30 protein-coding genes are annotated in these 26,011 nt (G+C 65.1%); all 30 read left to right on the top strand.

What is annotated here, in order from left to right:
- Positions 1-205 precede the first annotated feature (205 nt).
- The 30 genes from rpoB (at position 206) to map (ending at position 26,003) form a co-directional block, all read left to right on the top strand.
- Positions 206-3,718 (top strand): DNA-directed RNA polymerase subunit beta, encoded by a 3,513-nt coding sequence (gene rpoB, locus SS2_RS12720; RefSeq protein ID WP_066464688.1) that lies wholly within the window; start codon positions 206-208, stop codon positions 3,716-3,718.
- 125 nt (positions 3,719-3,843) lie between these two features.
- On the top strand, positions 3,844-7,725 hold the full coding sequence (locus tag SS2_RS12715; protein WP_066464687.1) for a DNA-directed RNA polymerase subunit beta': 3,882 nt from the start codon (positions 3,844-3,846) through the stop codon (positions 7,723-7,725).
- 455 nt (positions 7,726-8,180) lie between these two features.
- Entirely contained in the window at positions 8,181-8,555 is a 375-nt protein-coding gene (gene rpsL, locus SS2_RS12710) for a 30S ribosomal protein S12 (RefSeq protein WP_066464686.1), read from the top strand.
- A 1-nt stretch (position 8,556) separates the two neighbouring features.
- Positions 8,557-9,027, top strand: a complete 471-nt coding sequence (gene rpsG, locus SS2_RS12705) for a 30S ribosomal protein S7 (protein ID WP_066464683.1) — start codon at positions 8,557-8,559, stop codon at positions 9,025-9,027.
- A 116-nt stretch (positions 9,028-9,143) separates the two neighbouring features.
- Positions 9,144-11,246, top strand: a complete 2,103-nt coding sequence (gene fusA / locus SS2_RS12700) for an elongation factor G (RefSeq protein WP_066464682.1) — start codon at positions 9,144-9,146, stop codon at positions 11,244-11,246.
- A 131-nt stretch (positions 11,247-11,377) separates the two neighbouring features.
- A complete protein-coding gene (gene tuf / locus SS2_RS12695) occupies positions 11,378-12,568 on the top strand; it encodes an elongation factor Tu (RefSeq protein ID WP_066464681.1) in 1,191 nt (396 codons plus the stop codon).
- A gap of 534 nt (positions 12,569-13,102) precedes the next feature.
- Entirely contained in the window at positions 13,103-13,411 is a 309-nt protein-coding gene (gene rpsJ / locus SS2_RS12690) for a 30S ribosomal protein S10 (protein ID WP_012867945.1), read from the top strand.
- Positions 13,412-13,431: 20 nt separating this feature from the next.
- A complete protein-coding gene (gene rplC, locus SS2_RS12685; RefSeq protein WP_066464680.1) occupies positions 13,432-14,091 on the top strand; it encodes a 50S ribosomal protein L3 in 660 nt (219 codons plus the stop codon).
- Positions 14,092-14,095: 4 nt separating this feature from the next.
- On the top strand, positions 14,096-14,797 hold the full coding sequence (gene rplD, locus SS2_RS12680) for a 50S ribosomal protein L4 (RefSeq protein ID WP_066464679.1): 702 nt from the start codon (positions 14,096-14,098) through the stop codon (positions 14,795-14,797).
- On the top strand, positions 14,794-15,114 hold the full coding sequence (gene rplW / locus SS2_RS12675) for a 50S ribosomal protein L23 (RefSeq protein WP_439646312.1): 321 nt from the start codon (positions 14,794-14,796) through the stop codon (positions 15,112-15,114). Before rplD ends, rplW begins: the two co-directional genes overlap by 4 nt.
- A gap of 32 nt (positions 15,115-15,146) precedes the next feature.
- Complete coding sequence (gene rplB, locus SS2_RS12670) at positions 15,147-15,986, top strand: 50S ribosomal protein L2 (RefSeq protein WP_066464675.1); 840 nt, start codon at positions 15,147-15,149, stop codon at positions 15,984-15,986.
- Positions 15,987-16,000: 14 nt separating this feature from the next.
- Positions 16,001-16,282 carry a 30S ribosomal protein S19 gene (gene rpsS / locus SS2_RS12665; RefSeq protein ID WP_066464673.1) on the top strand — a complete coding sequence of 94 codons (282 nt, stop codon included), beginning with the start codon at positions 16,001-16,003 and terminating at the stop codon, positions 16,280-16,282.
- A 61-nt stretch (positions 16,283-16,343) separates the two neighbouring features.
- The gene (gene rplV, locus SS2_RS12660; protein WP_066464670.1) at positions 16,344-16,715 is read left to right on the top strand and encodes a 50S ribosomal protein L22; all 372 of its coding nucleotides are present in this window, start codon (positions 16,344-16,346) and stop codon (positions 16,713-16,715) included.
- Entirely contained in the window at positions 16,715-17,542 is an 828-nt protein-coding gene (gene rpsC / locus SS2_RS12655; protein WP_066464668.1) for a 30S ribosomal protein S3, read from the top strand. The genes rplV and rpsC overlap by 1 nt, the downstream gene beginning before the upstream one ends.
- A 3-nt stretch (positions 17,543-17,545) precedes the next feature.
- On the top strand, positions 17,546-17,965 hold the full coding sequence (rplP, locus tag SS2_RS12650) for a 50S ribosomal protein L16 (protein ID WP_066464666.1): 420 nt from the start codon (positions 17,546-17,548) through the stop codon (positions 17,963-17,965).
- Positions 17,965-18,204 carry a 50S ribosomal protein L29 gene (rpmC, locus tag SS2_RS12645; protein WP_066464665.1) on the top strand — a complete coding sequence of 80 codons (240 nt, stop codon included), beginning with the start codon at positions 17,965-17,967 and terminating at the stop codon, positions 18,202-18,204. Before rplP ends, rpmC begins: the two co-directional genes overlap by 1 nt.
- Before the next feature lie 7 nt (positions 18,205-18,211).
- Positions 18,212-18,514, top strand: a complete 303-nt coding sequence (gene rpsQ / locus SS2_RS12640) for a 30S ribosomal protein S17 (protein WP_066464663.1) — start codon at positions 18,212-18,214, stop codon at positions 18,512-18,514.
- 179 nt (positions 18,515-18,693) lie between these two features.
- Complete coding sequence (rplN, locus tag SS2_RS12635) at positions 18,694-19,062, top strand: 50S ribosomal protein L14 (RefSeq protein WP_066464661.1); 369 nt, start codon at positions 18,694-18,696, stop codon at positions 19,060-19,062.
- A 1-nt stretch (position 19,063) separates the two neighbouring features.
- Entirely contained in the window at positions 19,064-19,414 is a 351-nt protein-coding gene (gene rplX, locus SS2_RS12630; RefSeq protein WP_066464657.1) for a 50S ribosomal protein L24, read from the top strand.
- Complete coding sequence (rplE, locus tag SS2_RS12625; protein WP_066464651.1) at positions 19,414-19,983, top strand: 50S ribosomal protein L5; 570 nt, start codon at positions 19,414-19,416, stop codon at positions 19,981-19,983. Before rplX ends, rplE begins: the two co-directional genes overlap by 1 nt.
- 1 nt (position 19,984) lies before the next feature.
- Complete coding sequence (locus tag SS2_RS12620; protein WP_012867931.1) at positions 19,985-20,170, top strand: type Z 30S ribosomal protein S14; 186 nt, start codon at positions 19,985-19,987, stop codon at positions 20,168-20,170.
- Positions 20,171-20,246: 76 nt separating this feature from the next.
- Complete coding sequence (gene rpsH, locus SS2_RS12615; RefSeq protein ID WP_066464650.1) at positions 20,247-20,645, top strand: 30S ribosomal protein S8; 399 nt, start codon at positions 20,247-20,249, stop codon at positions 20,643-20,645.
- 24 nt (positions 20,646-20,669) lie between these two features.
- Positions 20,670-21,209 (top strand): 50S ribosomal protein L6, encoded by a 540-nt coding sequence (gene rplF / locus SS2_RS12610; protein WP_066464649.1) that lies wholly within the window; start codon positions 20,670-20,672, stop codon positions 21,207-21,209.
- Positions 21,210-21,211: 2 nt separating this feature from the next.
- On the top strand, positions 21,212-21,583 hold the full coding sequence (gene rplR / locus SS2_RS12605) for a 50S ribosomal protein L18 (protein ID WP_066464647.1): 372 nt from the start codon (positions 21,212-21,214) through the stop codon (positions 21,581-21,583).
- Positions 21,584-21,620: 37 nt separating this feature from the next.
- On the top strand, positions 21,621-22,280 hold the full coding sequence (rpsE, locus tag SS2_RS12600; RefSeq protein ID WP_066464645.1) for a 30S ribosomal protein S5: 660 nt from the start codon (positions 21,621-21,623) through the stop codon (positions 22,278-22,280).
- Positions 22,280-22,462 (top strand): 50S ribosomal protein L30, encoded by a 183-nt coding sequence (rpmD, locus tag SS2_RS12595; RefSeq protein WP_066464643.1) that lies wholly within the window; start codon positions 22,280-22,282, stop codon positions 22,460-22,462. Before rpsE ends, rpmD begins: the two co-directional genes overlap by 1 nt.
- A gap of 2 nt (positions 22,463-22,464) precedes the next feature.
- Complete coding sequence (gene rplO / locus SS2_RS12590) at positions 22,465-23,070, top strand: 50S ribosomal protein L15 (RefSeq protein WP_083942214.1); 606 nt, start codon at positions 22,465-22,467, stop codon at positions 23,068-23,070.
- Between the two features lie 221 nt (positions 23,071-23,291).
- Positions 23,292-24,581, top strand: a complete 1,290-nt coding sequence (gene secY, locus SS2_RS12585) for a preprotein translocase subunit SecY (RefSeq protein WP_066464640.1) — start codon at positions 23,292-23,294, stop codon at positions 24,579-24,581.
- Positions 24,578-25,162: an adenylate kinase gene (locus SS2_RS12580; RefSeq protein ID WP_066464637.1), complete on the top strand. Its 585-nt coding sequence runs from the start codon at positions 24,578-24,580 to the stop codon at positions 25,160-25,162. Before secY ends, SS2_RS12580 begins: the two co-directional genes overlap by 4 nt.
- Before the next feature lie 10 nt (positions 25,163-25,172).
- Positions 25,173-26,003, top strand: a complete 831-nt coding sequence (gene map, locus SS2_RS12575) for a type I methionyl aminopeptidase (RefSeq protein ID WP_066464635.1) — start codon at positions 25,173-25,175, stop codon at positions 26,001-26,003.
- Positions 26,004-26,011 lie beyond the last annotated feature (8 nt).

The following is a 26,011-nucleotide window of genomic DNA, read 5'->3' as shown; positions in this document are numbered from 1 at the left end:
ATGGTGTCGTGCGACCGGATGGTCTGAACTCTCGGGGCGACCTCCGAGCAGGTTGTGGACCAGCGGTCTGGCGGCACGTGGCCGAAGCGAAGCCCGTCTCCGACGGACCCGCGGGTGCTGCTGGGTGTCAAATGACACCACAAGGGTGGACGAGCCGGCCACAAAGCGCAACAGCGTGCACTCGATCCGCAGGGAAGGACCCCTCTTGGCTGCCTCGCGCACCCCTTCTGCTCCGTCCGCCGACGCAATCGCGAACCGCACCGCTTCCCGGCGCGTCTCCTTCGCCAAGATCTTTGAGCCACTCGAGGTCCCTGACCTCCTTGGCCTCCAGACTGAGAGCTTCGACTGGCTCCTGGGCAACGACAAGTGGCGCGCTCGCGTCGCAGCTGCCAAGGAATCTGGTCGTCAGGACGTCCCCGAGACGTCCGGTCTGGAAGAGATCTTCGAAGAGATCTCGCCGATTGAAGACTTCGGCTCCTCGATGTCCCTCTCGTTCTCCAACCACCGCTTCGAACCACCGAAGCACACGGCTGAAGAGTGCAAGGAAAAGGACTTCACATACGCAGCCCCGCTGTTCGTCACGGCGGAGTTCTTCAACTACAACACCGGTGAGATCAAGAGCCAGACGGTCTTCATGGGTGACTTCCCGCTCATGACCGAGCGCGGCACCTTCATCATCAACGGCACTGAGCGCGTCGTCGTGTCGCAGCTCGTCCGTTCGCCGGGCGTCTACTTCGAGCGTACTGCCGACAAGACCAGCGACAAGGACATCTTCTCCGCGAAGATCATCCCCTCGCGCGGTGCGTGGCTCGAGTTCGAGATCGACAAGCGCGACGCCGTCGGCGTCCGCGTCGACCGCAAGCGCAAGCAGTCCGTCACCGTCCTCCTCAAGGCGCTGGGCCTGACCGAGTCGGAGATCCGCGAGGAGTTCGCGGACTTCCCGTCGATCCTGGACACCCTCGAGAAGGACCACGTCACCACCGAGGAAGAGGCGCTCGTCGACCTCTACCGCAAGATCCGTCCGGGCGAGCCGCCCACGGTCGAGGCGGGTCGCTCGCTGCTGGAGAACTTCTACTTCAACCCCAAGCGCTACGACCTCGCCAAGGTCGGCCGCTACAAGGTGAACAAGAAGCTCGGCATCGACGCGCCGCTCGCCGACTCGGTCCTGACCGTCACCGACATCGTCGCGACGATCAAGTACCTCGCTGCGCTGCACGCCGACGCGCCCACCATCCCGGGCAAGAAGAACGGTGAGGCCATCGAGGTCCGCGTCGAGACCGACGACATCGACCACTTCGGCAACCGTCGTATCCGCGCCGTCGGCGAGCTCATCCAGAACCAGGTCCGTACCGGCCTGTCTCGTATGGAGCGCGTCGTCCGCGAGCGGATGACCACGCAGGACGTCGAGGCCATCGCCCCGCAGACCCTGATCAACATCCGCCCCGTGGTGGCCTCGATCAAGGAGTTCTTCGGAACGTCCCAGCTGTCGCAGTTCATGGACCAGAACAACCCGCTCGCCGGCCTGACGCACAAGCGTCGTCTGTCCGCGCTGGGCCCGGGTGGTCTCTCCCGTGACCGCGCCGGCATGGAGGTCCGTGACGTCCACCCCTCGCACTACGGACGCATGTGCCCCATCGAGACCCCTGAAGGCCCGAACATCGGTCTGATCGGCTCGCTGGCCTCCTTCGGCCGGATCAACCCCTTCGGCTTCATCGAGACGCCGTACCGCAAGGTCGAGAACGGCAAGGTCTCCGACGAGGTCGTCTACCTGACGGCTGACGACGAGGACCGCTACGTCATCGCCCAGGCGAACACCGAGCTCAACGCTGACGGCTCGTTCCGTCAGGAGCGTGTGCTCGTCCGCCTCAAGGGTGGCGAGACCGACGACGTCCTGGGCACCGCTGTGGACTACATGGACGTCTCACCGCGTCAGATGGTGTCCGTGGCGACCGCCCTCATCCCGTTCCTCGAGCACGACGACGCCAACCGCGCACTCATGGGTGCCAACATGCAGCGTCAGGCGGTGCCCCTGGTTCGTTCCGAGGCGCCTCTCGTGGGAACCGGCATGGAGCGTCGTGCAGCGATCGACGCCGGTGACGTCATCGTCGCCACCAAGCCCGGTGTGGTCACCGAGGTCTCCGCAGACCTCATCGTCGTCGCCAACGACGACGCGACCACCACGAGCTACCGCGCAGCCAAGTTCCGCCGCTCCAACCAGGGCACCTCCTACAACCAGCGCGTGCTGGTCGACGAGGGCGCTCGGGTCGAGGTCGGCTCGGTGCTCGCTGACGGTCCCGCGACGGACGAGGGAGAGCTGTCCCTCGGACGCAACCTCCTCGTGGCATTCATGTCGTGGGAAGGCCACAACTACGAGGACGCGATCATCCTCAGCCAGCGTCTGGTCCAGGACGACGTCCTCTCCTCGATCCACATCGAGGAGCACGAGGTCGACGCCCGCGACACGAAGCTCGGCCCTGAGGAGATCACCCGGGACATCCCGAACGTCTCCGAGGACGTCCTGGCGGACCTCGACGAGCGTGGCATCATCCGGATCGGCGCCGAGGTCTCCTCGGGCGACGTGCTGGTCGGCAAGGTCACGCCCAAGGGCGAGACCGAGCTCACCCCCGAGGAGCGCCTGCTGCGCGCCATCTTCGGCGAGAAGGCCCGTGAGGTCCGCGACACCTCGCTCAAGGTTCCCCACGGCGAGTCCGGCACCGTCATCGAGGTCCGCACCTTCAACCGTGAGGACGGCGACGAGCTGCCCGCCGGCGTGAACGAGCTGGTCCGCGTGTACATCGCTCAGCGACGCAAGATCACCGCTGGTGACAAGCTCGCCGGCCGTCACGGCAACAAGGGCGTCATCTCGACGATCCTGCCGATCGAGGACATGCCGTTCCTCGAGGACGGCACGCCGGTCGACATCGTCCTCAACCCGATGGGTGTCCCCGGACGAATGAACGTCGGTCAGGTGCTGGAGGTCCACCTCGGGTGGATCGCGGCTCAGGGCTGGAACATCGAGCTGGCGACCGAGGGTGACCTCTCCTGGAAGGAGAACGTCCCCGCGATCGCGGCGAAGTCCGAGCCCCGCAACCCGGTGGCGACGCCGGTGTTCGACGGTCTCCAGGAGAACGCGCTCAGCGGTCTGCTGCAGTCCACCCTGCCGAACCGGGACGGCCAGCGCATGGTCCAGCCCGACGGCAAGGCGCGCCTCTTCGACGGCCGCTCCGGCGAGCCGTTCCCCGAGCCCGTCGCTGTGGGATACATGTACATCTTGAAGCTCCACCACCTGGTGGACGACAAGATCCACGCTCGTTCCACGGGCCCGTACTCGATGATCACGCAGCAGCCGCTCGGTGGTAAGGCGCAGTTCGGTGGACAGCGCTTCGGTGAGATGGAGGTGTGGGCGCTCGAGGCATACGGCGCCGCGTACACCCTCCAGGAGCTGCTGACGATCAAGTCCGACGACGTCCCCGGACGTGTGAAGGTCTACGAGGCGATCGTCAAGGGCGAGAACATCCCCGACTCGGGCATCCCGGAGTCCTTCAAGGTGCTCCTCAAGGAGATGCAGTCGCTGTGCCTGAACGTCGAGGTGCTCTCCAGCGACGGTGTCTCCATCGAGATGCGCGAGTCCGACGACGACGTGTACCGCGCCGCCGAAGAGCTCGGTATCGACCTGTCGCGTCGCCCCAACGCAGCCTCCAGCATCGACGAGATCTGATCTCGGTGACAGCCGGGGCTCGCCCATAGCGCGAGCCCCGGCTCATCCGACACTCTGTAGCACCTCCACCGCGCCGGCCGGGAAGAATCCCGGACAGGCCGGCAGACGAAGGAAGTAGGACCACCTTGCTCGACGTCAATGTCTTCGACGAGCTGCGTATCGGACTGGCCACGGCTGACGACATCCGCACCTGGTCGCATGGCGAGGTCAAGAAGCCTGAGACCATCAACTACCGCACGCTCAAGCCTGAGAAGGACGGACTCTTCTGCGAGAAGATCTTCGGTCCGACCCGGGACTGGGAGTGCTACTGCGGCAAGTACAAGCGCGTCCGCTTCAAGGGCATCATCTGTGAGCGGTGTGGCGTCGAGGTCACCCGTTCCAAGGTGCGCCGCGAGCGGATGGGCCACATCGAGCTCGCCGCACCCGTCACCCACATCTGGTTCTTCAAGGGTGTGCCCTCACGTCTGGGCTACCTGCTGGACCTCGCGCCGAAGGACCTCGAGAAGGTCATCTACTTCGCCGCGTACATGATCACCTCGGTGGACGTCGACGGCCGTCAGGAAGACCTCCCCAACCTCCAGAACGAGATCGACCTGGAGAAGAAGGAGATCACCGACCGTCGCGACAACGAGATCGAGAACCGGGCCCAGCGCCTGGAGACCGACCTCGCCGAGCTCGAGGCCGAGGGCGCCCGCGCCGACGCACGCCGCAAGGTGCGCGACTCCGCCGAGCGCGAGATGGCTCAGATCCGCAAGCGTGCGGACGCCGAGCTCGAGCGCCTGGACCAGGTCTGGGACAAGTTCAAGAACCTCAAGGTCGCTGACCTCGAGGGCGACGAGATGCTCTACCGCGCCCTGCAGGACCGGTACGGCAACTACTTCGAGGGCTCCATGGGCGCTGCGGCGATCCAGAAGCGCCTGCAGGACTACGACCTCGAGGCCGAGGCAGCGAGCCTGCGCGAGATCATCAAGACCGGCAAGGGCCAGCGCAAGACCCGGGCGCTCAAGCGCCTCAAGGTCGTCAACGCCTTCCTCACCACGACCAACTCGCCCACGGGCATGGTCCTGGACGCCGTCCCGGTGATCCCGCCGGACCTGCGCCCGATGGTTCAGCTCGACGGTGGACGTTTCGCGACGTCCGACCTCAACGACCTGTACCGCCGCGTGATCAACCGCAACAACCGTCTCAAGCGTCTGCTCGACCTGGGCGCTCCGGAGATCATCGTCAACAACGAGAAGCGCATGCTTCAGGAAGCTGTTGACTCACTCTTCGACAACGGTCGTCGTGGCCGTCCGGTCACTGGACCGGGCAACCGCCCGCTCAAGTCGATCTCCGACATGCTCAAGGGCAAGCAGGGGCGTTTCCGCCAGAACCTGCTCGGCAAGCGCGTCGACTACTCCGGCCGTTCGGTCATCGTGGTCGGCCCGCAGCTCAAGCTGCACCAGTGCGGTCTGCCCAAGCAGATGGCGCTGGAGCTGTTCAAGCCCTTCGTCATGAAGCGTCTGGTCGACCTCAACCACGCCCAGAACATCAAGAGCGCCAAGCGCATGGTGGAGCGGGCCAAGCCGGCTGTGTGGGACGTCCTCGAAGAGGTCATCACCGAGCACCCGGTCCTGCTCAACCGTGCACCGACGCTGCACCGTCTGGGTATCCAGGCCTTCGAGCCGATGCTCGTCGAGGGCAAGGCCATCCACCTGCACCCGCTCGTCTGTGCAGCGTTCAACGCTGACTTCGACGGCGACCAGATGGCTGTCCACCTGCCGCTGTCGGCTGAGGCGCAGGCTGAGGCCCGCATCCTCATGCTCTCGAGCAACAACATCCTCAAGCCGTCCGACGGACGTCCGGTCACCATGCCCTCTCAGGACATGATCATCGGTCTGTTCCACCTGACGAGCGACAAGGAAGACCCGATCGGTGAAGGCCGTGCCTTCAGCTCGGTGTCCGAGGCCATCATGGCCTTCGACGCCGGTCAGCTCGACCTCAACGCCGTGGTGACCATCCGCATGGAGGACCTCGTTCCTCCGACGTCGGACTTCACCGCCCCTGAGGGCTGGGAGCCGGGTCAGCCGATCCTCTTCAAGACGACCCTGGGTCGTGCGCTGTTCAACGAGCTGCTGCCCGTGGACTACCCGTACGTGAACAAGGTCGTGGACAAGAAGGTCCTGTCCCAGATCGTCAACGAGCTGGCCGAGACCTACCCCAAGGTCGAGGTTGCCGAGTCGCTCGACGCGCTCAAGGCCGCTGGCTTCCGCTGGGCGACCCGCTCGGGCATCACGATCGCCATCTCCGACGTCGCGACGCCGGCGCACGAGAAGGCCGCGATCCTGGAGGCCCACGAAGAGCGGGCGCTCAAGGTTCAGCAGCAGTACGAGAAGGGTCTGATCACCGACGACGAGCGCCGCCAGGAGCTCATCGAGATCTGGACCCAGGCCACGGACAAGGTCGCGAAGGCGATGCAGGAGAACTTCCCTGCACGCAACACGGTCTACCGCATGGTCGGCTCGGGTGCTCGTGGTAACTGGATGCAGGTGCGTCAGATCGCCGGTATGCGTGGTCTGGTGGCAAACCCCAAGGGTGAGATCATCCCGCGTCCGATCAAGTCGAACTACCGTGAGGGCCTCTCGGTCCTCGAGTACTTCATCGCGACCCACGGTGCCCGTAAGGGTCTGGCCGACACCGCGCTGCGTACCGCCGACTCCGGGTACCTCACCCGTCGTCTGGTGGACGTCTCGCAGGACGTCATCGTCCGTGAGGACGACTGTGGTACCGAGCGTGGGCTCACCCTGCCCGTCGGGGAGGACATCGGCAACGGCCGTCTCGTCCGCCACGACAAGGTGGAGCAGAGCATCTACTCCCGTACCCTCGCCTCCTCGGTCGAGGTCGACGGCACAGTGCTCGGGGAAGCCGGAGAGGACGTCGGCGACGTCCTCATCGACGCCCTGCTCGCCGCTGGGGTCACCCAGCTCAAGGTGCGCTCCGTGCTCACCTGCGAGTCCCACGTGGGAACCTGCGCCAAGTGCTACGGCCGTTCGCTGGCCACCGGCAAGCTCGTGGACATCGGTGAGGCTGTCGGCATCATCGCGGCACAGTCCATCGGTGAGCCCGGTACGCAGCTGACCATGCGTACCTTCCACACCGGTGGTGTGGCATCGGCTGACGACATCACGCAGGGTCTGCCCCGTGTGACCGAGCTCTTCGAGGCCCGCACCCCCAAGGGTGAGGCGCCCATCGCGGAGTACACCGGTCGCATCACGATCGACGACTCCGAGCGCACCCGTCGGATCATCCTCACCCCTGAGGACGGCTCCGAGGAGATCGCCTACCCGGTGACCAAGCGTTCGCGCCTGCTCGTCGAGGACGGCCAGGAGGTCGTCGTCGGCACCCAGCTCGTCCAGGGTGCGGTCGACCCCAAGAAGGTCCTGCGCATCCTCGGCCCTCGCGCCACCCAGAAGCACCTGGTGGACGAGGTCCAGGACGTCTACCGCTCGCAGGGTGTGGACATCCACGACAAGCACATCGAGGTCATCGTGCGGCAGATGCTGCGTCGCGTGACCGTGCTCGACTCGGGTGACTCCATCCTGCTGCCGGGCGAGCTCGCCGCTCGTGGCCGCTTCGAGGACGCCAACCGCCGCGCTGTGGCGGAAGGCGGCCAGCCGGCCTCGGGTCGTCCCGAGCTCATGGGCATCACGAAGGCGTCGCTCGCGACCGACTCGTGGCTGTCTGCGGCGTCCTTCCAGGAGACCACCCGCGTGCTCACGGAGGCCGCCATGAGCGGTCGTCGTGACCCGCTGCTGGGCCTCAAGGAGAACGTCATCCTCGGTAAGCTCATCCCGGCCGGTACGGGCCTGCCCCGCTACGGCAACGTCACGGTGGAGCCCACCGAAGAGGCCAAGGCCGAGCTGTACCCGAGCTTCGGCTACGACGAGATCGACTTCCCGCCCCTGGGAATGGGATCCGGCGAGGCCATCCCGCTCGAGGACCTCGACTTCGGTCCGGACTTCCGCTGACCGCGGTCCGTCCAGGTCGGGCCTGCTCGACCAGCTGAACGCCTACGGGGCGGTTCCCTCTCGGGGGAGCCGCCCCGTCGGCGTACCGGCGACTTTGACCTGTGCCGCGAAGGCGAGTAGGGTTAGCAACCGTGCCCGTGCTGTCGGGCTTTCGTCTGCACCACCTGCCGCTGACCGCCGGTCGCCGAGGAGCGTAAGCCTCTCTGGCTCGACGGTGGTGAGCCTGTGGTCACGACTCGGATCACTCCGGGCCGAGGGCGAGAGCATGACCAGCTGGCGGGCTTCTCCGGCTCGACGCAGCACTGCGCGAGCTGGACCATCGAGCCGGTGGTACGTGGCGTATTGCAGCGAAGCTGCGGTGCCCTCGTGCACCCAGCCCGGACGCAGACCAGCAATACATACCAGCAGCCGTCGTCGGGAACTCCCCGGCGGGCTCGAGTAGACACGGAGACGCAGTGCCCACGATTCAGCAGCTCGTCCGCAAGGGGCGGACATCGAAGGTCGGAAAGTCCAAGACCCCGGCCCTCAAGGGATCCCCTCAGCGGCGCGGTGTGTGCACCCGCGTCTACACCACCACCCCGAAGAAGCCGAACTCCGCGCTCCGCAAGGTCGCCCGTGTGAAGCTCTCCAGTGGCGTTGAGGTCACCGCGTACATCCCCGGCGTCGGCCACAACCTCCAGGAGCACTCCATCGTGCTCGTTCGCGGTGGTCGTGTGAAGGACCTCCCCGGTGTGCGCTACAAGGTCATCCGCGGCGCTCTCGACACCCAGGGTGTCAAGAACCGCAAGCAGGCTCGCAGCCGCTACGGCGCGAAGAAGGAGAAGAGCTGAGATGCCTCGTAAGGGTCCGGCCCCGAAGCGGCCACTTATCGTCGACCCGGTCTACGGATCGCCGGTCGTCACGCAACTGATCAACAAGGTTCTTCTCGACGGCAAGAAGTCGACCGCCGAGGCGATCGTCTACGGCGCCCTCGAGGGTGTCCGCGAGAAGACCGCGGGTGACCCCGTCGTCGTTCTCAAGCGCGCGCTCGAGAACGTCCGCCCCGCGCTCGAGGTTCGCTCGCGCCGCGTCGGTGGAGCGACCTACCAGGTCCCCGTCGAGGTCCGCCCGACGCGTTCCACCACGCTCGCGCTGCGCTGGCTCACCGACTACTCCCGCGCCCGTCGCGAGAAGACGATGACCGAGCGCCTCATGAACGAGATCCTCGACGCGAGCAACGGCCTCGGTGCCGCTGTCAAGCGCCGCGAGGACATCCACAAGATGGCCGAGTCGAACAAGGCCTTCGCGCACTACCGCTGGTAATGATGGTTGGGTGCCCCGGGGCGTTGACCTCGGGGCACCTGCCCGTCTTCCGACGCGCAGGAGCGTCATCTCATTTTTGTTGTGCTCCATCCCCCATCAGTAAGAGGTAAACCACCGTGGCACTTGACGTGCTGACCGACCTGAACAAGGTCCGCAACATCGGCATCATGGCCCACATCGATGCCGGCAAGACGACCACCACCGAGCGGATCCTGTTCTACACCGGGGTCAACTACAAGATCGGTGAGACGCACGACGGTGCGTCAACGATGGACTGGATGGAGCAGGAGCAGGAGCGCGGCATCACGATCACGTCGGCCGCGACGACCTGCTACTGGCACGACAACCAGATCAACATCATCGACACCCCCGGCCACGTCGACTTCACGGTCGAGGTCGAGCGTTCGCTGCGCGTCCTGGACGGCGCTGTCGCCGTCTTCGACGGCAAGGAAGGTGTCGAGCCTCAGTCCGAGACCGTCTGGCGCCAGGCCGACAAGTACGACGTCCCCCGCATCTGCTTCGTCAACAAGATGGACAAGCTCGGCGCGGACTTCTACTTCACCGTCTCCACCATCGTCAACCGCCTCAAGGCCAAGCCGCTGGTCATCCAGCTGCCGATCGGCTCCGAGAGCGAGTTCATCGGCATGGTCGACCTCGTCGAGCAGAAGGCCATGGTCTGGCGCGGCGAGACCGCACTGGGCGAGGCGTACAGCGTCGAGGAGATCCCCGAGGATCTCGTCGAGAAGGCTGCGCAGTACCGCTCCGAGCTCATCGAGGCCGTCGCTGAGGCCAACGACGAGCTCATGGAGAAGTACCTCGGCGGCGAAGAGCTGACCGTGGCCGAGATCAAGGCCGGCATCCGCGAGCTGACGATCCGTTCCGAGGCCTACCCGGTCCTGTGCGGCTCGGCGTTCAAGAACAAGGGCGTCCAGCCCATGCTCGACGCCGTCATCGACTACCTGCCGACGCCGCTCGACGTGCCCGCCATGGAGGGCCACGACGTCCGCGACGAAGAGAAGATCATCGTGCGTCACCCCAGCGCCGACGAGCCCTTTGCGGCTCTCGCGTTCAAGGTTGCCTCGCACCCGTTCTTCGGCAAGCTGACGTACGTCCGCGTCTACTCCGGCCACGTCACGCAGGGCGCTCAGGTGCTCAACGCGACGAAGGGCAAGAAGGAGCGCATCGGGAAGCTCTTCCAGATGCACTCCAACAAGGAGAACCCGGTCGAGAACGCCACCGCCGGTCACATCTACGCCTTCATCGGCCTCAAGGACGTCACCACCGGTGACACCCTCTGCGACCTCCAGAACCCCGTGGTTCTCGAGTCGATGACCTTCCCCGAGCCCGTCATCTCGGTGGCGATCGAGCCGAAGACGAAGGGTGACCAGGAGAAGCTCTCCACGGCCATCCAGAAGCTCTCCGACGAGGACCCGACCTTCCAGGTCTCCCTCAACGAGGACACCGGCCAGACGGTCATCGCCGGTATGGGCGAGCTGCACCTCGACATCCTCGTCGACCGCATGCGTCGCGAGTTCCACGTCGAGGCCAACGTCGGCAAGCCGCAGGTGGCCTACCGCGAGACGATCCGTCGTATCGTGCCGAAGATCGACTACACGCACAAGAAGCAGACTGGTGGATCCGGCCAGTTCGCCAAGGTGCAGATGTCCTTCGAGCCCCTCGACCCGTCCGGCGGCGAGCTCTACGAGTTCGAGAACAAGGTCACGGGTGGACGCATCCCCCGCGAGTACATCCCGAGCGTCGACGCTGGTATCCAGTCCGCGATGCAGCTCGGTGTCCTCGCTGGCTACCCCCTCGTCGGGATCAAGGCGATCCTGCTCGACGGCGCGTACCACGACGTTGACTCCTCGGAGATGGCCTTCAAGATCGCCGGCTCGATGATCCTCAAGGAGGGTGTCAGGCAGGCGGACCCGGTTCTTCTGGAGCCGGTTATGGCCGTCGAGGTGCGTACCCCAGAGGAATACATGGGTGACGTCATTGGTGACATCAACTCCCGTCGTGGCATGATCCAGTCAATGGAAGATGCGACCGGCGTGAAGGTCATCTCGGCGCTCGTGCCTCTGTCAGAGATGTTCGGGTACATCGGCGACCTGCGGTCCAAGACCCAGGGTCGTGCTGTGTACTCGATGCAGTTCGACAGCTACTCCGAGGTTCCTCGGAACGTTGCCGAAGAGATCATCAAGAAGACCCGGGGCGAGTGAGTCCCCAACAGGTCGAACCGTAGTATCACCACCATCAACCTGTAGCGACCCGCACGCCCCGCAGATACATCTCGCCTGAGTTCGTATGTGCATCGTTCGGCACAACTACCCAAAGTCCCAGGAGGACCCCAGTGGCTAAGGCCAAGTTTGAGCGGAACAAGCCGCACGTCAACATCGGCACCATCGGTCACGTCGACCACGGCAAGACGACGCTGACCGCGGCGATCTCCAAGGTGCTGCACGACAAGTACCCGGACGTGAACCCTGAGTTCAAGTTCGACGAGATCGACAAGGCGCCCGAAGAGAAGCAGCGCGGCATCACGATCAACATCTCGCACATCGAGTACGAGACCGACAAGCGCCACTACGCGCACGTCGACGCCCCCGGGCACGCTGACTACATCAAGAACATGATCACCGGTGCTGCGCAGATGGACGGCGCCATCCTCGTCGTCGCTGCGACTGACGGCCCGATGGCTCAGACCCGTGAGCACGTTCTGCTCGCCCGCCAGGTTGGTGTTCCCTACCTGCTGGTCGCGCTGAACAAGGCTGACATGGTCGAGGACGAGGAAATCCTCGAGCTCGTCGAGATGGAGGTGCGCGAGCTCCTCTCCGCACAGGGCTTCGACGGCGACAACGCTCCCGTCATGCGCGTCTCCGGCCTCAAGGCCCTCGAGGGCGACCCCCAGTGGGTCCAGTCCGTCGCGGACCTCATGGACGCTGTCGACGAGAACGTCCCGGACCCGGTCCGTGACCTCGACAAGCCCTTCCTCATGCCGATCGAGGACGTCTTCACGATCACCGGTCGTGGAACCGTCGTCACCGGCAAGGTCGACCGTGGACGCCTTGCGGTCAACTCTGAGGTCGAGATCGTCGGAATCCGCCCCGCGCAGAAGACGACCGTCACCGGCATCGAGACCTTCCACAAGTCCATGGACGAGGCACAGGCTGGCGACAACACCGGTCTGCTTCTCCGCGGCATCAAGCGCGAAGACGTCGAGCGCGGCCAGGTTGTCGTCAAGCCCGGCTCGATCACGCCTCACACGAACTTCGAGGCTCGCGTCTACATCCTGGGCAAGGACGAGGGTGGGCGTCACAACCCGTTCTACTCCAACTACCGCCCGCAGTTCTACTTCCGCACCACGGACGTCACCGGCGTCATCACGCTGCCCGAGGGCACCGAGATGGTCATGCCTGGCGACAACACCGAGATGTCGGTCGAGCTCATCCAGCCCATCGCCATGGAAGAGGGCCTCGGCTTTGCTATCCGTGAGGGTGGCCGCACCGTTGGATCGGGTCAGGTCACGAAGATCGTCAAGTGATCTTCTCTGACTGGCTGATCTAGCTGGTTCGTCGAAGGCCCGGTGACCTCTCGGTCACCGGGCCTTCGTGCGTCCGGGGCTGGGCAAGCTCAGGGCGGGGGAGCGGGGGCCGGCCTGGCCCGTTGGCCAGCGCCGTCCGGACTGCGGTAACGTAGATCACCGGAGCGCACTGCGACGGCGGGTTGGCTTTTGAGGCCGAGCCGTGGCAGACTATCCAAGTTGCCTGTGACGGGCGCGCTCATTCTCATATCGAACAGTGTGTTGAACCTCGGGCCCCGGATGGGGTCTCTCCGTGTGTTGAGCTCTCTGTGCGATATCAGATCGAGGCACCGCGGAACTCTTGGTTCCACACAGGCGAGAAGACGTTGTGACGTGGTTCTGCGTCGTCGGGCACTTTAGGCCCACGAAGGCGGTTCGCATCACATATCCAACGGCCCCGCACCACAGAGTGGTGCAGCGCAACGGCGTGTCACGCATAGCGACACGCCCGAGCGCGGGGGTCGGACAGTTCGAGAGAAAGAGTCAGACGACGCCATGGCGGGACAGAAGATCCGCATCCGGCTCAAGTCCTACGACCACGAGGTCATCGACAGCTCGGCGCGCAAGATCGTCGACACGGTGACACGCGCTGGTGCGACGGTCGTGGGCCCGGTGCCGTTGCCGACGGAGAAGAACGTATTCTGCGTTATCCGGTCGCCTCACAAGTACAAGGACAGCCGCGAGCACTTTGAAATGCGCACGCACAAGCGGCTCATCGACATCATCGATCCCACGCCGAAGGCAGTTGACTCGCTCATGCGTCTCGACCTGCCCGCGGACGTGAACATCGAGATCAAGCTCTGAGACTGGGGGAGGACATACACATGGCTACCCAGCAGAACGAACGGCCCGTCACGGCCGTACTCGGAACCAAGCTCGGGATGACACAGGTCTGGAACGAAGCAGGACTTCTCGTTCCCGTGACCGTGGTCGAGGTCGGCACCAACGTGGTGACGCAGATCCGCAGCGCTGAGGTCGACGGCTACTCTGCCGTCCAGCTCGCGTACGGACAGATCGACCCGCGCAAGGTGACGCAGCCTCTCAAGGGTCACTTCGAGAAGGCCGGGGTCACCCCGCGCCGTCACGTGACCGAGATCCGTACGTCCAACGCCGGCGAGTTCGCACTCGGCCAGGAGATCACCGCGGAGGCCTTCGAGGCCGGCGCAGTGGTGGACGTCATCGGGACCACCAAGGGTAAGGGCTTTGCCGGTGTCATGAAGCGTCACGGCTTCCACGGCGTCGGTGCCTCCCACGGTGCCCACAAGAACCACCGCAAGCCTGGCTCGATCGGTGGGGCTTCCACCCCGTCGCGCGTCTTCAAGGGCATGCGGATGGCCGGTCGGATGGGCGTTGACCGTCAGACCACCCAGAACCTGACCGTTTACGCGGTCGACGCTGCGAAGGGACTGCTGCTCGTCAAGGGCGCTGTTCCTGGCCCCAAGGGTGGCGTCGTCCTCGTGCGTAGTGCCGCGAAGGGTGCGTGACGGCATGTCTGAAACGCTGACCGTCGACGTCATCGACGCCAAGGGCAAGAAGGCCGGCACCGCCGAGCTTCCTGCCGAGGTGTTCGACGTCCAGACGAACATTCCACTGATCCACCAGGTCGTTGTCGCGCAGCTCGCTGCAGCCCGTCAGGGCACGCACAGCACCAAGACCCGCGGCGAGGTCCGCGGTGGTGGACGCAAGCCGTACAAGCAGAAGGGCACCGGCCGGGCTCGTCAGGGCTCCACGCGTGCACCTCAGTTCGCCGGTGGTGGCGTCGTGCACGGCCCGACCCCGCGTGACTACAGCCAGCGCACCCCCAAGAAGATGAAGGTCGCCGCCCTGCGCGGAGCCCTCTCTGACCGGGCTCGTGCCGGCCGCATCCACGTGGTGACTGGCTTCGGCATCGACGGCGTGCCGTCGACCAAGCAGGCGATGACCTCGCTCGCGAACCTCTCGCCGCGCAAGCACGTGCTCGTGGTTCTCGAGCGTGGCGACGACCTCACGGTGAAGTCGCTGCAGAACGCTGAGCAGGTTCACCTTCTGGTTGCTGACCAGCTCAACACCTACGACGTGCTCGTCTCCGACGACGTGGTCTTCACGCAGGGTGCCCTCGAGGCATTCCTCGCAGGCCCCGCCAAGGGCGCCTCGGCCAAGGCCGTCGCGACCGAGTCTGAGGCTGAGCTCGTGAAGGAGGACGCAAAGTGACTACTCCAGTGACGACGCCTGCTGTCCAGAAGAACCCGCGCGACATCCTGATCGCACCGGTTCTCTCTGAGAAGAGCTACGGCCTGCTCGACGAGGGCAAGTACACCTTCCTCGTCGACCCGCGGGCGAACAAGACGGAGATCAAGATCGCGATCGAGAAGATTTTCGACGTCAAGGTCGCCTCCGTCAACACGATCAACCGCAAGGGTAAGACCAGGCGGACCCGTTTCGGTATCGGCAAGCGCAAGGACACCAAGCGTGCAATCGTCTCCCTCCGTGAGGGCACGATTGACATGTTCGGTGGACCCGTCGGCTGACCCGGCCGAGAGCAGATTGAGGACAGATCCCCATGGGAATCCGTAAGTACAAGCCGACTACGCCGGGACGCCGCGGCGCCAGCGTGGCCGACTTCGTCGAGATCACGCGCTCGGAGCCGGAGAAGTCGCTTATTCGCCCGCTCCACAAGACCGGTGGGCGTAACAGCTCCGGTCGCATCACCACCCGTCACAAGGGTGGTGGGCACAAGCGTGCGTACCGCGTCATCGACTTCCGTCGCCACGACAAGGACGGCGTGCCCGCCAAGGTCGCTCACATCGAGTACGACCCCAACCGGACCGCCCGCATCGCGCTGCTGCACTACGCAGACGGCGAGAAGCGCTACATCATCGCCCCGAACAAGCTGCGCCAGGGTGACGCGATCGAGAACGGTGCCGGTGCTGACATCAAGCCCGGCAACAACCTGCCTCTTCGCAACATCCCGACCGGTACGGTCATCCACGCCATCGAGCTCAAGCCCGGCGGCGGCGCGAAGATCGCCCGTTCCGCAGGTGCTTCGGTCCAGCTCGTCGCCAAGGACGGTCCCTACGCCCAGCTGCGTCTGCCGTCCGGTGAGATCCGCAACGTCGACCTGCGCTGCCGCGCCACGGTCGGCGAGGTGGGCAACGCCGAGCAGTCGAACATCAACTGGGGCAAGGCCGGCCGCATGCGCTGGAAGGGCGTCCGCCCGACCGTGCGTGGTGTCGTGATGAACCCGGTCGACCACCCGCACGGTGGTGGTGAGGGTAAGACGTCCGGTGGACGTCACCCCGTCTCTCCGTGGGGCCAGGCCGAAGGCCGTACCCGCCGCCCGAACAAGGCGAGCGACAAGCTCATCGTCCGTCGCCGTCGTACCGGCAACAAGAAGCGTTGATAGGAGCCTGACAGATGCCACGCAGCCTGAAGAAGGGCCCCTTCGTGGATGGACACCTTCAGAAGAAGGTCGACGTCCAGAACGAGAAGGGGACCAAGAACGTCATCAAGACCTGGTCCCGTCGGTCGGTCATCACGCCCGACTTCCTCGGTCACACGTTTGCCGTGCACGACGGACGCAAGCACACGCCGGTGTTCGTCACCGAATCCATGGTCGGCCACAAGCTCGGCGAGTTCTCGCCGACTCGCACCTTCCGCGGCCACGTGAAGGACGACAAGAAGGGCCGTCGCCGCTGACCCCCGGGGTCAGTAGCGACAGGAACTCTTGGTCATGACCAGACAAGAAGGCAGGACAGCAATGGAAGCCAAGGCGCAGGCACGGTTCGTCCGTGTCACGCCTCAGAAGGCCCGGCGCGTCGTGGATCTCATCCGTGGCAAGCAGGCAACTGAGGCCGTCGCGGTGCTCAAGTTCGCACCGCAAACGGCGAGCGAGCCGATCCTCAAGGTCGTGCAGAGCGCGATCGCGAACGCACGGGTCAAGGCGGACCGCGCGAGTGTCGCATTTGACGAGCAGCAGCTCGTCATCTCTGAGGCATTCATCGACGAGGGACCAACCCTCAAGAGGTTCCGTCCCCGTGCGCAGGGGCGGGCCAGCCAGATCCTCAAGCGGACGAGCCACATCACCGTGGTCGTCGCTCCGCGTGAAGACACGAAGGGAAGGGCCCGATAGTGGGACAGAAGGTTCACCCGCACGGGTACCGTCTCGGGATCACCACCGACCACCGGTCACGTTGGTTCGCCGACAGCACCAAGCCCGGTCAGCGCTACCGCGACTACGTCCGCGAGGACGTCCAGATCCGCAAGCTCATGGGCACCGGCCTCGAGCGCGCCGGAATCTCGAAGGTTGAGATCGAGCGCACCCGCGACCGCGTCCGCGTCGACATCCACACGGCCCGTCCGGGCATCGTGATCGGTCGTCGTGGCGCCGAGGCAGACCGCATCCGCGGCGAGCTGGAGAAGCTCACGGGCAAGCAGGTCCAGCTCAACATCCTCGAGGTCAAGAACGCTGAGATCGATGCTCAGCTCGTGGCCCAGGGGATCGCCGAGCAGCTCGCGAGCCGCGTGTCGTTCCGACGCGCCATGCGCAAGGGCATGCAGTCCGCTCAGCGCGCCGGAGCCAAGGGCATCCGTGTCCAGTGCTCCGGTCGTCTGGGTGGCGCTGAGATGAGCCGCAGCGAGTTCTACCGCGAAGGCCGTGTGCCCCTGCACACCCTCCGCGCGAACATCGACTACGGCTTCTTCGAGGCCCGCACCACGTTCGGCCGTATCGGCGTCAAGGTGTGGATCTACAAGGGCGACATGACGGAGAAGGAATTCGCCGCTCAGCAGGCAACGCAGGCGCCTCGTGCGCCTCGTGGAGCCCCGCGTGGCGAGCGTCCTGCTCGCGGCGGTCGTCGCAACGAGCGTCCGGCTGCCGCCGAGGCGCCCGCCCAGGCCGAGCAGGCTCCTGCAGCTGCAGAAGCCGCTCCGGCCGCTGAGTCCGGAACGGAGGCCTGAGCGATGCTTATCCCGCGCAGGCTCAAGCACCGCAAGCAGCACCACCCTGGACGCTCCGGCGCCGCAACGGGTGGTACCACGATCGCGTTCGGTGAGTACGGCATCCAGGCTCTCGAGCCTGCATACGTGACCAACCGTCAGATCGAGGCTGCTCGTATCGCCATGACCCGCCACATCAAGCGTGGTGGCAAGGTCTGGATCAACATCTACCCTGACCGTCCGCTGACCAAGAAGCCGGCGGAGACCCGAATGGGTTCTGGTAAGGGTTCCCCCGAGTGGTGGATCGCAAACGTCAAGCCCGGTCGAATCGTCTTCGAGCTCGCCGGTGTCCCGGAGCCCCTGGCCCGGGAGGCAATGCGTCGCGCGATCCACAAGCTCCCGATGAAGTGCCGTTTCGTGGTGCGCGAGGGTGGTGGCAACTGATGGCTTTCGGAACCAAGGATCTGGCTCCTAGCGAGCTGGACGGCTTCGACAACGAGAAGCTCGTTGCTGAGCTCGACAAGGCGAAGAAGGAGCTCTTCAACCTCCGCTTCCAGTCGGCCACCGGCCAGCTGGAGAGCCACGGTCGGCTCAAGGCTGTGCGTCGTGACATCGCGCGGATCTACACGATCCTGCGTGAGCGCGAGCTCGGCATTCGTACCGCACCGAGCGTGAGTGAGTGAGGCTGATATGAGCGAGAAGACAACTGCTGAGGCAGCTGCAGAGCAGGACGTCACCGCCAGCCGGCCGAACCGCAAGACGCGGCGTGGCTATGTTGTCAGTGACAAGATGGACAAGACGATCGTGATCGAGGTCGAAGATCGGGTGAAGCACCCGCTCTACGGTAAGGTGATCCGGCGTACGAGCAAGGTCAAGGCGCACGACGAGCAGAACTCTGCTGGTATCGGCGACCTCGTCCTTATCATGGAGACCCGCCCGCTGTCCGCTACCAAGCGGTGGCGTCTGGTGGTGGTCCTCGAGAAGGCCAAGTAGTACCAGCTAGGCCCAGAGGTACCAGCACTTGGAAGTAGAACTCGCATGACCTGAGGGGCGGAGCCGTGGATACACGGCCCGCCCCACAGGGGTGAGAGCAGCTACTACAGTGCTTGACAGCTATCCGTTCGGCAAGGCTCGCACTGGCGAGAACCAGCTCGACGACAGGAGTTCATTACATGATCCAGCAGGAGTCGCGACTTCGGGTCGCCGACAACACGGGTGCCAAGGAAATCCTCTGCATCCGCGTTCTCGGTGGGTCGGGCCGTCGCTACGCCGGAATCGGCGACGTCATTGTCGCAACAGTCAAGGACGCGATCCCAGGCGGCAACGTGAAGAAGGGCGATGTGGTCAAGGCCGTCATCGTCCGGACCACCAAGGAGCGCCGTCGTCCCGACGGTTCCTACATCAAGTTCGACGAGAACGCTGCAGTCATCCTCAAGAATGACGGCGAGCCCCGTGGAACCCGCATCTTCGGCCCGGTCGGCCGCGAGCTGCGCGACAAGAAGTTCATGAAGATCATCTCGTTGGCAATGGAGGTGCTCTGATATGGCGAAGATCAAGAAGGGCGACACGGTGATCGTGATCGCCGGTCGTGACAAGGGCAAGACGGGCCGCGTCCTGGAGGTGCTCACGGACTCCAACCGTGTCATCGTCGAGGGTGTCCAGCGCGTCACCAAGCACGTCAAGGTCGGTCAGACCCAGCGTGGGACCACCACGGGCGGGATCGAGACCGTTGAGGCCCCGATCCACGTCAGCAACGTGGCGTTCTACGACGCCGAGACCAAGCGCGCCAAGCGTATCGGTGTGCGCACCGAGCAGGTTGAGCGTGATGGTCGCACCCGTACGGTTCGCGTCCGCGTGACCCGTGGCCACGGCGACGCCGAGAAGGACATCTGATGAGCACTGAGACGTACGCGAAGGCACAGCCTCGCCTCAAGGCCCGCTACGCCGCGGAGATCCTGCCGGGTCTGCGTGAGGAGTTCCAGCACGAGAACATCAACCAGGTTGCCGGTCTCACGAAGATCGTCGTCAACATGGGTGTCGGCGACGCTGCGAAGGACTCCAAGCTGATCGAGGGCGCTATCCGCGACCTCACCGCCATCACTGGCCAGAAGCCCCAGGTGACGAAGGCCCGCAAGTCAATCGCCCAGTTCAAGCTGCGTGAGGGTATGCCTATCGGCGCCCACGTCACGCTGCGTGGCGACCGCATGTGGGAGTTCGCCGATCGTCTTCTGTCGATCGCGCTGCCGCGTATCCGCGACTTCCGTGGGCTCTCGCCCAAGCAGTTCGACGGACACGGCAACTACACCTTCGGTCTGACCGAGCAGGCGATGTTCCACGAGATCGACCCGGACAAGGTCGACCGCGTTCGTGGAATGGACATCACCGTGGTGACGTCCGCAACCACCGACGCTGAGGGTCGTTCGCTTCTGAAGCGCCTCGGCTTCCCCTTCAAGGAGAACTGACATGGCGAAGAAGGCCCTGGTCAACAAGGCAGCCGCAAAGCCTAAGTTCGCGGTGCGCGCCTACACCCGGTGCCAGAAGTGCGGTCGCCCGCACTCTGTCTACCGCAAGTTCGGACTCTGCCGTATCTGTGTGCGCGAGATGGCACACCGCGGCGAGCTTCCCGGCGTCACAAAGAGCAGCTGGTAACAACTACGTCGAAGGTCCAGATCGTGCCGTCTGACGGCACGGACTGGATACCCCGTCGAGGAAGGGCAAAAGCCCAATGACGATGACCGACCCGATCGCAGACATGCTTACGCGTCTGCGTAACGCGAACTCGGCTTACCACGAGACGGTGACCATGCCGTTCTCGAAGCTGAAGTCGCACATTGCTGAGATTTTGCAGGCTGAGGGATACATCTCCGGCTGGACCGTCGAGGACGCCCCCGTGGGCAAGTACCTCACCCTCCAGCTGAAGTACGGCCAGAACCGTGAGCGTTCGCTCGCTGGTATCCGCCGTATCTCCAAGCCTGGCCTGCGTGTATACGCAAAGTCCACGAACTTGCCGAAGGTTCTCGGCGGTCTTGGAGTGGCGATTCTGTCCACCTCCTCTGGCCTCCTGACCGACAAGCAAGCCGCAAAGAAGGGCGTAGGTGGGGAAGTCCTCGCCTACGTCTGGTAATCGGAAGACGGAGAGGAGATAGCCATGTCCCGTATCGGCAAAGTCCCCGTCCCGGTTCCCTCCGGAGTGGACATCACCATCAGTGGCGCACTGGTGACGGTCAAGGGCCCCAAGGGGTCCCTCGAGCACGTCATCCCCGCCCCTATCGAGGTTGCTCTCGGAGAGGACGGTGCTCTTGTAGTCACCCGCCCCAACGACGAGCGCACCTCACGTGCACTGCACGGCCTTACTCGCACCCTGCTCGCCAACATGATCGTCGGCGTGACCGAGGGCTACGAGAAGAAGCTCGAGATCGTCGGTACCGGTTACCGCGTCACGGCGAAGGGCTCCGACCTGGAGTTCGCGCTCGGCTTCAGCCACCCGGTTGTCATCTCGGCACCGGACGGCATCACCTTTGCAGTCGAGGCCCCGACCAAGTTCTCGGTCAGCGGCATCGACAAGCAGCAGGTGGGCGAGGTCGCTGCGAACATCCGCAAGATCCGCAAGCCTGAGCCTTACAAGGGCAAGGGCGTGCGTTACGCCGGCGAGATCGTCCGCCGCAAGGCCGGAAAGGCTGGTAAGTAACCATGGCTCTCAAGATCATGGGCAAGGGAAAGGCTGTCGCGCGCAAGCGTCGTCACCTTCGCCTGCGCAAGAAGGTCTCAGGCACGCCTGCTCAGCCGCGCCTGGTGGTTACGCGTTCCGCTCGCCACATGACCGCCCAGGTTGTCGACGACACCGTCGGCAAGACCATCGCATCAGCGTCGACCCTCGAGGCCGACCTGCGTGCATTCGATGGTGACAAGACCGCCAAGGCCCGCAAGATTGGTGAGCTCGTAGCAGAGCGCGCCAAGGCTGTTGGCGTCGAGGCGGTCGTGTTCGACCGCGGGGGTAACAAGTACCACGGCCGAGTGGCAGCAGTCGCTGACGGAGCCCGCGAAGGCGGTCTTTCCCTGTGACGCGAACCACTACCGCATCGAAGCAAAGGACTCTCTGATGGCTGCAGGGCAGCGCAGCACCACAGGCGCCCCCACGGGCGGCGCCAGCACTGAGCAGAACGATCGTCGTAACGACCGTCGCGGCGGAGGCCGCGGAGACGGTCGGCGCGAGGCGCCCGAGAAGAGCGCCTTCGTCGAGCGTGTCGTGACGATCAACCGCGTCTCCAAGGTCGTCAAGGGCGGCCGTCGCTTCAGCTTCACCGCGCTCGTCGTGGTCGGAGACGGCGACGGAACTGTCGGCGTCGGCTACGGCAAGGCGAAGGAAGTTCCCGCGGCGATCGCCAAGGGTGTCGAGGAGGCCAAGAAGAACTTCTTCAAGGTTCCCCGCATCCAGGGCACCGTCCCGCACCCCATCACGGGCGAGGCAGCAGCCGGCGTAGTGTTCTTGCGCCCTGCGGCACCCGGTACCGGTGTTATCGCCGGTGGTCCGGTTCGCGCCGTCCTGGAGTGCGCTGGCATCCACGACGTCCTGTCGAAGTCGCTCGGTTCTACGAACGCGATCAACATCGTGCACGCCACGGTGGCAGCACTGCGCGGACTGGAGCTGCCTGAGGCAGTTGCAGCCCGTCGTGGCCTGTCGCTCGAGCACGTCGCCCCGGCGGCGATGCTCCGTGCACAGGCAGCTGGACGTGCTGCGGCAGCTGGGGCAGGTGCATGATGGCCCGTCTCAAGGTGACCCAGCTCAAGTCCGGTATCGGCGGCAAGCAGAATCAGCGCGACACCCTGCGCACTCTGGGCCTCAAGCGGATCGGCGACACCGCCGTGAAGGAAGACCGCCCGGAGATCCGCGGGATGGTAGCAACGGTGGCGCACCTCGTCGCTGTTGAGGAGGTCGAGTGATCATGGCTGAGAAGTCAGACAAGAAGGACGTCGCCGTCGAGGCGGACGCTCCCGTGAAGAAGACGGCTGCCAAGAAGGCTCCGGCCAAGAAGGCGGCCCCCAAGGCCGCTGAGGCAGCTCCCAAGGCGAAGACCGCACAGGCTGAGCCTGTCGAGGTCGGAGCCGGCGGAACGCTCAAGGTTCACCACCTGCGTCCTGCCCCTGGTGCCAAGACCGCCAAGACCCGTGTTGGTCGTGGTGAGGCATCCAAGGGTAAGACCGCTGGTCGTGGTACCAAGGGTCAGAAGGCGCGCTACCAGATCCCGGAGCGCTTCGAGGGTGGACAGATGCCGATGCACATGCGGCTTCCGAAGCTCCGTGGGTTCAAGAACCCGTTCCGCACCGAGTACCAGGTCGTCAACCTCGAGAAGCTGTCGGCTCTCTACCCCAAGGGTGGAGTCGTCACGGTCGAGGATCTCGTCGCCAAGGGCGCCGTCCGCAAGGGCGAGCTCGTGAAGGTGCTCGGCACCGGCGAGATCACCGTCAAGCTCAACGTGGCGGTCGACAAGGTCTCGACCAGCGCCAAGGACAAGATCCTCGCCGCTGGTGGAACCATCACGCAGGACTGAGTGCCACGCTCAGCCTGATGTAGTGCTCAGTCAGGGCCGGCCGCGCATCGCGCGACCGGCCCTGACTGCGTCTGCAGGGAGTTTGTGATCTGACTTTTGGACCGATTATCGTGAACTGCAACACAGCGGATAAGGTTCGGTGGGCGTCGGCTAACCGACGCCATCTTCAACGGCCGGCTCGCCGGTATAGACATCCCGCTCAGGCGGACCAGGAGGACTAGGTGCTCAGCGCATTCGCAAGGGCGTTCCGTACGCCCGACCTGCGGCGAAAGCTGCTGTTCACGATCTCCATCATGGCGATCTTCCGCGTCGGGTCCTTCGTACCGTCCCCGGGTGTCGACTACGGGAACGTCCAGCAGTGCCTCGCCAACGGCGACACCAGCGACCTCCTCGGACTCGTCAACCTGTTCAGCGGCGGCGCGCTGCTCCAGCTGTCGATCTTCGCGCTCGGCATCATGCCGTACATCACGGCATCGATCATCGTCCAGCTCTTGCGCGTGGTCATCCCTCACTTCGAGGCCCTCCACAAGGAAGGCCAGTCCGGCACCGCCAAGCTCACGCAGTACACCCGCTACCTGACCATCGGTCTGGCCGTGCTGCAGGCGACGACGTACGTGACCATGGCGCGCAGCGGACAGCTGCTGCCCGGGTGTGACGTCATCCCGAACTCCTCGATCATGACGTCGCTGATCATCGTCATCACGATGACCGCAGGATCTGCGCTCATCATGTGGCTCGGTGAGCTCATCTCCGAGCGCGGCATCGGCAACGGCATGTCCCTGCTCATCTTCACGTCCATCGCGGCGAGCTTCCCGCCCGCTCTGTGGTCGATCGCCGGTGGAGCTGGTGGCCCGCAGAAGTTCACCATCGTCGTGCTCGTCACGCTCCTGGTGATCGCGCTGGTCGTCTTCGTCGAGCAGTCGCAGCGCCGGATCCCCGTGCAGTACGCCAAGCGCATGGTCGGCCGCAAGATGTACGGCGGCTCCACGACGTACATCCCGATCAAGATCAACATGGCCGGCGTGATCCCCGTCATCTTCGCCTCCTCCCTGCTCGCCGTCCCGGGCCTCATCGCCCAGTTCGCCAGCCCGGAGTCGGAGTGGGTGGCGTGGGTCCAGCGCAACCTCGTCTCCCCGAGCGCACCGCTGCACCTGGTGATCTACGTCCTGCTCATCCTGTTCTTCTGCTTCTTCTACACGGCCATCACGTTCAACCCGGACGAGGTCGCCGACAACATGAAGAAGTACGGCGGATTCGTGCCCGGTATCCGGGCCGGCCGCCCCACGGCCGAGTACCTCGACTACGTGATCACCCGCATCACGTCGGCCGGTTCTGTCTACCTCGCGCTCGTCGCACTGATCCCGACTGTCACCTTCCTTCTCATGGACGTCGGCCAGAACATCCCGTTCGGCGGCACCTCGATCCTCATCATCGTGGGTGTGGGGCTCGAGACGGTGAAGCAGATCGACTCTCAGCTGCAGCAGCGCCACTACGAAGGGTTCCTCCGATGAGTGCACGTCTGGTCCTCCTGGGCCCCCCCGGAGCCGGCAAGGGCACGCAGGCCGCCCGCCTGGCCGAGGCTCTGGGTGTCGAGGCCATCTCGACCGGCGACATCTTCCGCGCCAACATCAAGGGCGAGACCGAGCTCGGCAAGCTCGCTCAGGAGTACACCGCCAAGGGCGAGCTCGTGCCCGACTCGGTGACCAACGCCATGGTGCGGGACAAGCTCGCCGCCAAGGTCGCAGCGGGGGAGACCGGGTTCATCCTCGACGGCTACCCGCGCAACACGGCCCAGGTGGCTGAGCTCGACGCGATCCTGGCTGACCTGGGACTGACCCTCGACGGCGCACTGGAGATCACCGCTGACGGTGACGTCGTCACCGAGCGTCTGCTCAAGCGCGCCGAGATCGAAGGCCGTGCCGACGACACCGAGCCGGTCATCCGCCACCGCCTGTCCGTCTACGCCGAGCAGACCGCCCCGGTCTCCGGCCTGTACGCCGCTCGTGGCGCACTGGCCGAGGTCGACGGGCTCGGTGAGGTCTCCGAGGTCACCGATCGTCTGGTCGCGGCCCTGGCGTCCCTGAAGGGCTGATCTCAGCGGCATGTTCGGACGCGAACGGATCGAGTACAAGACCCCCGAGCAGGTGCTCGTCATGCGGCGCGCCGGGCTCGTCGTCGCCGATGCGCTGTCAGCGCTCGAGCAGGCGGCCCGGCCGGGGGTGAGCACCTCCGACCTCGACAGGCTCGCGGCGACGGTGATCGGCGATCACGGTGCCACCCCGTCCTTCCTCGGCTACGACGGGTTCCCGGCCACCGTGTGCGTCTCGGTCAACGACGAGGTGATCCACGGCATCCCGCGCGGGCGTGTGCTCGCCGAGGGAGACGTGGTCTCGATCGACTGTGGCGCGATCGTCGACGGCTGGCACGCGGACGCCGCGCGCTCCCTCGTCCTCGAGGGCGGCGCCGCCGCTGACATCAACCTCGTGCAGGCCACCGAGGACGCCCTGTGGGCGGGGATCGCCGCCCTCGCCACCGGAACGCGGCTGTCCGACGTCGCGAACGCGGTCGAAGACTCCATCGAGGCGTCAGCAGCCGCCCACGGCGCCCGGTACGGCATCGTGGAGGAGTATGTGGGCCACGGTATCGGCACCGAGATGCACCAGCCACCGGACGTCCTCAACTACCGCACGCGTGAGCGTGGAGCCAAGCTGCGCCCGGGCATGTGCCTGGCGATCGAGCCGATGATCACCCGCGGTGAGCAGCACACCCAGGTCTGCGAGGACGACTGGACCGTCGTCACGAGCGACGGATCCCGGGCAGCGCACTGGGAGCACACCGTCGCGATCGGGGAGTCGGGCATCTGGGTGCTCACCGCCCACGACGGGGGATCAGCCCGGTTGGCACCCCTCGGGGTCCAGGTCGCCCCCTTCTAGGTGGCGTC

It is taken from the genome of Sanguibacter suarezii NBRC 16159 (assembly GCF_001552735.1).
GTDB classification, from domain to species: Bacteria; Actinomycetota; Actinomycetes; order Actinomycetales; family Cellulomonadaceae; genus Sanguibacter; species Sanguibacter suarezii.
Note: the sequence above shows the minus strand (reverse complement) of the source record. Positions and strands in the feature narration are given on the sequence as shown.